The following is a 7,651-nucleotide window of genomic DNA, read 5'->3' as shown; positions in this document are numbered from 1 at the left end:
ACAGGAACTTTTTCGCCATCTTTTCCTCCTCAGATTCTATTATTTTTCTATAAAAATCGTGTGAAAAGAAAGAGGAGAAGAGGAAAGAAGATCCGGGGAAGAAAAAGGCGTTCGCCTTTTTCCCTTTGAAATCACCCCCTCATTCTCTTCTTTCTTTTCCTTCGTACCACAAAAGTCAACCGTCCTTCCCGTCATTTTCATGTCAGGATTACGGCTGAAATATGATGGTTTTATATGCGCAAGAACCGCCGTACGGACATTAAGCTTCCCCAAATGCCGATGAACGCGCCAATCCCAAGCAAAATAAGCGAGATTTGAAACGCAAGCGGTGACATCGGCAGCAAATCCAAGAAGTAAAGAGCGAGCTGCCGCTCGACAAAATCTATTAAATAACCGTATCCCACAGTTAAGATTACGATCGGGAAAATGGCGCCAATAATGCCCATCAGCGCACCTTCTACAAAGAATGGCCAGCGAATAAACCCGTTGGTCGCGCCGACCAATTTCATAATCTCGATTTCACGACGCCGTGCCACAATTGTCAACTTAATCGTATTGGCAATCAAAAACATGGCCGTAAACGCCAATGCAATGATGAATGCGACAATCACAAAGCGAACGACATCGGTTACTGCAAACAGCTTTTTCGTAGTCTGTTCAGCGTAATTAACCTTCTTCACACCGTCGATGTTCTGAATCTTCTGGGCCAGTGCTCCGGTTTGCTGTGGTGTTTTCGCTTTGACGATAAAAGAGTCAGGCAGCGGATTTTCTTTCTCCAATCCGTTAAACAGTGCACCTTTCTCACCAAAGCTCTTCTTTAAGTTCTGCAGTCCTTCCGCCTTAGGGACATATTTCACTTCAGCAGCATCGGGCAGCTTTTTAAGTTCGCTTTCCACCTTTTTCGCCGTCGCCTGGTCTGCCGTTACGTCAAGTGAGACGCGAATCTCTACTTGCTTCTCTACGGTCTGGACAAGGTGCTGAATATTCATTGCCAACAACAAAAAGACACCAAGAATCAACAGTGTAATCGTAACCGCACTAATCGATGCGAAGGTCATCCAGCCGTTCCGGCCCAGATTCTTAACTCCTTCGCGCAAATGGCGAGCAAACGTGCTAGTCTTCATAGCCGTACTCTCCCCTCTGCTCGTCGCGTACAATCCGTCCTGCTTCGATGGCGATCACGCGCTTCCGTACACTATTGACGATTTCTTTGTTGTGTGTGGCCATGATAATGGTTGTGCCTCGCTTGTTAATGTCAAGCAGCGTCTGCATAATATCCATCGAAGTCTCCGGGTCTAAGTTACCGGTCGGCTCGTCCGCGATAATCAAATCGGGATTGTTCACGATGGCGCGGGCAATCGCTACACGCTGCTGCTCTCCGCCGGACAATTGCTCAGGCAGTGAACGGGCTTTATGTTTAAGCCGTACAAGCTCTAACACTTCCATTACACGCGGTTTAATCTGCTTTTTCGATGCTTCGATAACTTCCATTGCAAATGCGACGTTCTCATAAACTGTCAGCTTGGGAAGCAGCTTAAAATCCTGGAATACGACACCAATCTTCCGGCGCATATAAGGGATATGCCGTTCTTTCAAACGGTTAATATGCGAGCCATTGATGACAATCTGCCCTTTCGTCGATTTCTCTTCACGGTACATCAATTTAATGAACGTCGACTTCCCCGCCCCGCTCGGTCCGACGACATAGACAAACTCACCGTCTTTGATATGGACGTCAATTCCCTGAAGTGCTACGGTTCCGTTCGGATACGTCTTCCATACATCCTGCATTTCTATCAAATACATCACCCAAACTACAATGTTTTTCTATTATTTCTATGGAAATGACATCATTCAACAATAAACACCCTATCTATTATACCACTTGTCGGGCAAAACGCATGAAGAATAACACATTATTTTCGACAATTTTCCACGAAAAAAAACATCCCCTTGTTTTGAAAGGGGATGACCTTACAGATAATCACTATTTCTTTCATATCCTTTTAATTCATACTTAATGTTAAAGAAGCTGCACCTCGATCTTTTGCAAATGGTCTTTCACCCACTGCTGTGTCTTTTTCAGTTCGACACCTGCCGCAGCCACCTGGCTTTCCACTTGATTTTTCGCCGTACCGCCCAATACATTGCGGGCATTTACTACATTTTGCGGATCCAGCGCGGTATAAATATCGTCCTCAAACAGCTCAGAGAACTGCTTATATTCTTCCATTGTCAGATCAAGTAAGTATTTTCCTTGCTCGATACAGTACAGCACGCTTTTTCCTACCACTTCATGCGCCTGGCGGAACGGCATCCCTTTGCCCACCAGGTAATCGGCCAAATCGGTCGCATTGGAGAAATCGTGTGCCACGGCTTGACGCATGTTTTCTTTTTTTACTTTCATTGTACGAATCATCGGCGCGAACAAGGACAGCGCACCATGCAGTGTGGCTACCGTATCGAACATGCCTTCCTTGTCTTCCTGCATGTCTTTGTTGTATGCGAGCGGCAGCCCTTTCAGCACAGTCAAAAGACCGAAGAGGTTTCCGTAGACGCGCCCGGTTTTGCCGCGCACAAGCTCCGCCACATCCGGATTCTTCTTCTGCGGCATGATGCTCGAGCCTGTGCAGAATGCATCATCAAGCTCGACGAAGTTAAATTCATCGCTCATCCACAGAATCAATTCTTCGCACAGACGCGACAGATGCGCCATAAGAAGCGATGAGTTTGACAAAAACTCGATGATGAAGTCACGATCGCTCACCGCATCCATGCTATTGCTATAGATGGCATCAAACTTTAGCAGTTCGGCCACATATTCACGATCGATCGGGAATGTTGTGCCGGCCAGTGCACCCGCACCCAGCGGCAGCACGTTAATCCGTTTCCAGCTATCCATCAATCGTTCCGCATCGCGCTGCAGCATGGAGTAGTACGCCATGAGATGATGGGCAAACAGCACCGGCTGCGCACGCTGCAGGTGCGTATAACCCGGCAGGATCGTATCCGTGTTGGCTGCCGCCTGCTCAAGCAGCGCCTCCTGTACTCCCGCAACCAGCTCGACGATTTCGATAACACGTGCACGCAAATAGAGGTGCATATCGGTAGCCACCTGGTCGTTGCGGCTGCGTCCGGTGTGCAGTTTGCCCCCGACCGGTCCGATCTGCTCCAGCAGCAGTTTCTCCACGTTCATATGTACGTCTTCGTTTTCCACCGAAAATTCTACATTGCCCGCTTCAATCATCGCGGCGACTTTCTTCAGCCCTTCCGCGATTGTCGCCGCCTCATCTTCCCCGATAATACCGCACTTACCAAGCATCGATACATGGGCGAGACTGCCGATGATGTCTTCTCTCCATAACTGCTGGTCGAACTGGATGGATGCCGTATATTCTTCTACGAGTTTATCCGTTGCTTTGGTGAATCTGCCGCCCCATAGTTTCATTAATATAGGCGTTTTTTCTTCCGGTGCCGGACCGAAAGGAAAAACGCCTCCCTCCTCTCTGACTGCTGTTCTACTCTATATAATGTTACACTTGCTCAATCGCTTCTTTTTTATCGATAACAACCGCTTTTGGCGTATGGTCGAGCTTATCTTTATTCGTCTGTACGAATACTTTCGTCTGCAGCCCCCACAGCTTCACGAAGCCGATAGCTGCCTGGTGGTCAAAAGTATCTTCCGTACTGTACGTAGCCAGATTCTCATCGTACAGGGAAGACTCAGATTTTCTTCCGACTACGATAGCGTGGCCTTTGAACAGTTTCACACGGATTGTGCCCGTTACGAATTTTTGTGTTTCTTCTACGAACGCATTCAGCGCGTCCATGATTGGTGAGAACCACAGACCTTCATAGATAACCTGGGAGATTTTTTGTTCTACAATCGGTTTGAACTGCGCCACTTCGCGCGGTTGAGTTAGGAACTCCAGCTCACGGTGCGCCAGGATAAGCGTAATCGCGCCCGGTGCTTCGTATACTTCACGGGATTTGATACCGACAAGACGGTTTTCCACGTGGTCGATGCGGCCTACGCCATGCTTTCCGGCGATCTGGTTGAGTTCAAGAATAAGCTCAGACAATTTCATTTGCTTGCCGTTCAGCGCTACCGGCTTGCCCTGTACGAATTCGATCTCGATTTCTTCCGGCGTGTCCGGCGTATCTTCGAGATGGTTCGTCAGGTCGTATGCGCCCTTCGGCGGCTCGTTCCACGGGTTCTCAAGCTCACCGCACTCGCATGCACGGCCCCAGAGGTTCTGGTCAATGCTGTACGGGTTATCCAGGTCTACCGGAATCGGAATGTTGTGTTTCTCTGCATATTTAATCTCTTCGTCGCGGCTCATGCCCCATTCACGTACCGGTGCCACAATCTTAAGATCCGGATTCAGTGCCGTGATGGAAACATCGAAACGCACCTGGTCGTTTCCTTTTCCTGTGCAGCCGTGAGCTACCGCAACCGCGCCTTCTTCTTCCGCGATGTCTACAAGCACTTTTGCGATAAGCGGACGGGAAAGTGCGGATACAACCGGATATTTGCCTTCGTACATGGCATTGGCTTTCAGTGCCGGTAAAACAAATTCATCCGCAAACAAATCTTTTGCATCAACGACATAGGACTTAATCGCGCCGACCTGCAGGGCTTTGTCACGTACGAAATCCAGATCTTTTCCTTCACCGACATCCAGCGCTACTGCAATAACGTCATAATTATATGTTTCTTGAAGCCATTTGATTGCTACTGATGTATCTAAACCGCCTGAATAGGCCAGAACCACTTTTTCTTTTGCCATAATGTAAATCCTTCCCTTCGTGCCTCGCACACAATTTGTTTTCTATGCAATATTATGCATCTTCATTAATAAAAATTCAATACCTTTTTTGCAAAATTTTTTTCTTTTTCATATGAAGCATTAAGCAAGGAGATTATTTCCTTCTTCGTTGGTTAGGTCGCGTACGAAGATCGCCATAAAAAATCACCTCATGACTGTCTTCGAGTTTGCACACGAAAATCCTTTAAAAATCTACAACTTTGTTAGCTGATGGGGTACTAACAAATGAGACCGGTGCTGCACTGTATAGAAAGCAACTTCTTGTCGCACCATTTTGCAAATTATCGGACGTTATAAAGTTTCAAACACATACTTATCAAAGATTCTCACTGTCGAAATGCAAAAATGGTTATTTTGACATAAATTTTACAAAATTATGCAAAATAAGCAAAGGAATTAAAAGGAATAAATCGAATTATTTAACATGTATTGAAATTCAAAAGATATGGAGGTATTTCAGAATGAAAAAAACTTTTGCTGTTGTTAGTTCATTAGCAATGCTTTTAGCTTTCTCACCTGTAGGTAGTGCAAGTACCGAATTAGTTAAAAGTGAACCCTCAAAATCTGTAGTCTCTGTTAGTCAAAGTGGAAATGGAAAATCGCTTGCTTCAGAAATAACAAAGTTAGATAAACAAACATTAAAAGCTAACCAAAGAGCTCTAAAAAAACAAGTTGATACTTTGTCAGATACAGAGTTTGATAAATTCATGCATAATTATGTCAAAGAAAACAAAAACTACTTATCTTCGAGTGAATTAACTAATAGGTTAAATATGTTGGGCATTGAGTTTTCCATGAAAGATAGAGCAACTCCGGAGTTTTCTGCACAAGCTATCGGAGTTGACCAAATTACTCTGTCCTCTTATTCAGCAAAAAGAGGCGGAGATTCTTATTACAGACTATATATCTCTTGGGATTCCTCAGTTTCTGAAGCTAGACCCGGCTCTTATGATTTAGTATCTATTGAATGGGACCCGACAGTAGGGGCGTACTATGATGCAAATGTTGGTGATACCACCAAAGCTACGAAGAGAGATGGATCAAGGAGAACTAGCGGAATATATTTATTTAACGTCCTTGATAATAAGCTTGATTTTGATACCTATGCAACTGTTTATGTTACACCCAAAAAATCGGGATGGCTAGAGTATGGCTCAAAATATACCCATACTTATAGTAAAACAAGTACAAGCACAACTGTAGGAGCAGCTTTCAATTATGCAACAGCAGGTAGCACCGGCGGTCTTACATATAATGTAACCTTAAGCGAAACAGAAGCTAGTTGGGACAAATGGGATGATAATGCTGTAAATTTACCGTAATAAAATAAAATTAAGAAAACAAGGCATTCGTTCAATACGGGTGCCTTGTTTATTATAAATAAACAAAAAGTTCATTATTTTTAGATTAATATTATATTTTTACGATATAAGTTGTATAATCAAAAAAAGGAAAGGATTGAGTAAATAAATGCTAAAAAAAAGACTTACTACCCTTTTTCTTGTTTTTATACTCATTACATCAACCGCTTGCAGTCAAAATGTTTCTAATTCAAGTGAAGAGGAAAAAAGTGTTACATTACTTAAAGATTTATTTAAACATCATTACTCTGTTTCCCTGTATCAATTTGGTAAAATTACTGATAACCTATCTAAAGTAAGCGAAACAAAAGACTTGAATTATATTAGTGGCTTAATTGATGCATATATATATAGTAATCCTTTATCTATGCTGGCTACACTAGCAAGAGATAAGGACACATATAATAAAATTGTAGAGCAAGATTTACAAGAAGCTATATTAAACTTATTTAAAAATCAAAAACAATACATACAAAATATTAACGTTCTAATAAAACAAGACGATCTAGAAAAAATTAAGAATAAGAAAAAACAATTTATCCAATTATATACTTTAGAAAGAAAACTAAATGATAATCGTTTATTTGATAAAAAGGATCTTCAAAATTACAAAAAAATATTAAACGACATGAATAAAACATTAACCGAGTAAGATTGATTAACTAAAAACTTACATGCTACTTGAAAGACACTATTGTCTCTTATGAAAGAAGGTTTTCTTTTGTGTATTTTCAAAAGAAAACCTTTCTTTTTAATACAGAGGTACCGGAACATTTTAGCTTATACAATTCTTAAGAGGTGAATAGAGTGAATTCGCTTTTCCCCATATTTATAATTGGGTTTGGTTTTTTAGCTGCTTTAGTAGGGATTCAATGGAGAATTACATACAAAACAATCACATAATAAAAATTTTGGAAGAAATCAAACAAATAAATAATCTTTATCCTGTTAGTTTGATAGGTATAGAGTCGAGACCATATTGAAGAAAGATGCAACACAGGGGATTTACTAGAAACATGTGGAGTTGGCCAAAAAACAACCATGGCGTTTCAGCCGCACCCCCGCCATGAAAATGAGGGAAAGGGCGGCTGAACTTTTGGGACACGAAGGAAAAGAGAGAAAAGAATGAGGAGAGGATTTTATGTACAATATTGCTTTAAAATAGATGCTATCTCTTTTGGAACTTCATATTTCTTCTGAGCTACATCAACCATAAAATCAATCCCTTCTTCGGTTGGCATTCGCAAATGATCACCATTCAACTTTAAAAAAGCTTTAGTCGCAGCATAAGCAGTACGTTTATTACCATTATGAATTACATTTCCAAATGAAACATCTTCAATTTCTTTTGGAGAAATTCCACTCCGGTTTAATGCTTCAGTTGTTGCCACTACAGCAAGCTCAATATCAGTTACATCTTTGAGAGAACCTCCAAATGACCCGAATCGAATGCCCGGAACA

At 42.4% G+C, this 7,651-nt stretch carries 7 protein-coding genes; 2 read left to right on the top strand and 5 right to left on the bottom strand.

Going from position 1 to position 7,651, the window contains the following annotated elements; genetic code table 11:
* Window positions 1-230: 230 nt before the first annotated feature.
* From ftsX to ADA01nite_RS17410, 4 genes are all read right to left on the bottom strand, one after another.
* The gene (gene ftsX / locus ADA01nite_RS17425) at window positions 231-1,124 is read right to left on the bottom strand and encodes a permease-like cell division protein FtsX (protein WP_146811619.1); all 894 of its coding nucleotides are present in this window, start codon (window positions 1,122-1,124) and stop codon (window positions 231-233) included.
* Window positions 1,114-1,800, bottom strand: a complete 687-nt coding sequence (ftsE, locus tag ADA01nite_RS17420; protein ID WP_146811617.1) for a cell division ATP-binding protein FtsE — start codon at window positions 1,798-1,800, stop codon at window positions 1,114-1,116. Before ftsE ends, ftsX begins: the two co-directional genes overlap by 11 nt.
* A 223-nt stretch (window positions 1,801-2,023) precedes the next feature.
* Window positions 2,024-3,448 carry an argininosuccinate lyase gene (gene argH, locus ADA01nite_RS17415; RefSeq protein WP_146811615.1) on the bottom strand — a complete coding sequence of 475 codons (1,425 nt, stop codon included), beginning with the start codon at window positions 3,446-3,448 and terminating at the stop codon, window positions 2,024-2,026.
* An 85-nt stretch (window positions 3,449-3,533) separates the two neighbouring features.
* A complete protein-coding gene (locus tag ADA01nite_RS17410; protein WP_146811613.1) occupies window positions 3,534-4,790 on the bottom strand; it encodes an argininosuccinate synthase in 1,257 nt (418 codons plus the stop codon).
* Between the two features lie 500 nt (window positions 4,791-5,290).
* On the opposite strand from ADA01nite_RS17410, the gene ADA01nite_RS17405 reads away from it, so the two are divergent.
* Window positions 5,291-6,151, top strand: coding sequence for a hypothetical protein (locus tag ADA01nite_RS17405; protein ID WP_146811611.1), 861 nt, complete (start codon window positions 5,291-5,293; stop codon window positions 6,149-6,151).
* 148 nt (window positions 6,152-6,299) lie between these two features.
* The gene (locus tag ADA01nite_RS17400) at window positions 6,300-6,842 is read left to right on the top strand and encodes a hypothetical protein (protein ID WP_146811609.1); all 543 of its coding nucleotides are present in this window, start codon (window positions 6,300-6,302) and stop codon (window positions 6,840-6,842) included.
* Between the two features lie 487 nt (window positions 6,843-7,329).
* Here ADA01nite_RS17400 and ADA01nite_RS17395 read toward each other — a convergent pair whose 3' ends face one another.
* Window positions 7,330-7,641, bottom strand: coding sequence for a thiolase family protein (locus tag ADA01nite_RS17395; protein WP_146811607.1), 312 nt, complete (start codon window positions 7,639-7,641; stop codon window positions 7,330-7,332).
* Window positions 7,642-7,651 lie beyond the last annotated feature (10 nt).

The sequence above is a fragment of the Aneurinibacillus danicus genome, assembly GCF_007991215.1.
Taxonomy (GTDB): domain Bacteria; phylum Bacillota; class Bacilli; order Aneurinibacillales; family Aneurinibacillaceae; genus Aneurinibacillus; species Aneurinibacillus danicus.
Note: the sequence above shows the minus strand (reverse complement) of the source record. Positions and strands in the feature narration are given on the sequence as shown.

Excerpts from the sequence above, each read along its gene's own strand:
- ftsX (WP_146811619.1), bottom strand. The coding sequence starts at position 1,124 with ATGAAGACTAGCACGTTTGCTCGCCATTTGCGCGAAGGAGTTAAGAAT.
- argH (WP_146811615.1), bottom strand. The coding sequence starts at position 3,448 with ATGAAACTATGGGGCGGCAGATTCACCAAAGCAACGGATAAACTCGTA.
- ADA01nite_RS17410 (WP_146811613.1), bottom strand. The coding sequence starts at position 4,790 with ATGGCAAAAGAAAAAGTGGTTCTGGCCTATTCAGGCGGTTTAGATACA.
- ADA01nite_RS17405 (WP_146811611.1), top strand. The coding sequence starts at position 5,291 with ATGAAAAAAACTTTTGCTGTTGTTAGTTCATTAGCAATGCTTTTAGCT.
- ADA01nite_RS17400 (WP_146811609.1), top strand. The coding sequence starts at position 6,300 with ATGCTAAAAAAAAGACTTACTACCCTTTTTCTTGTTTTTATACTCATT.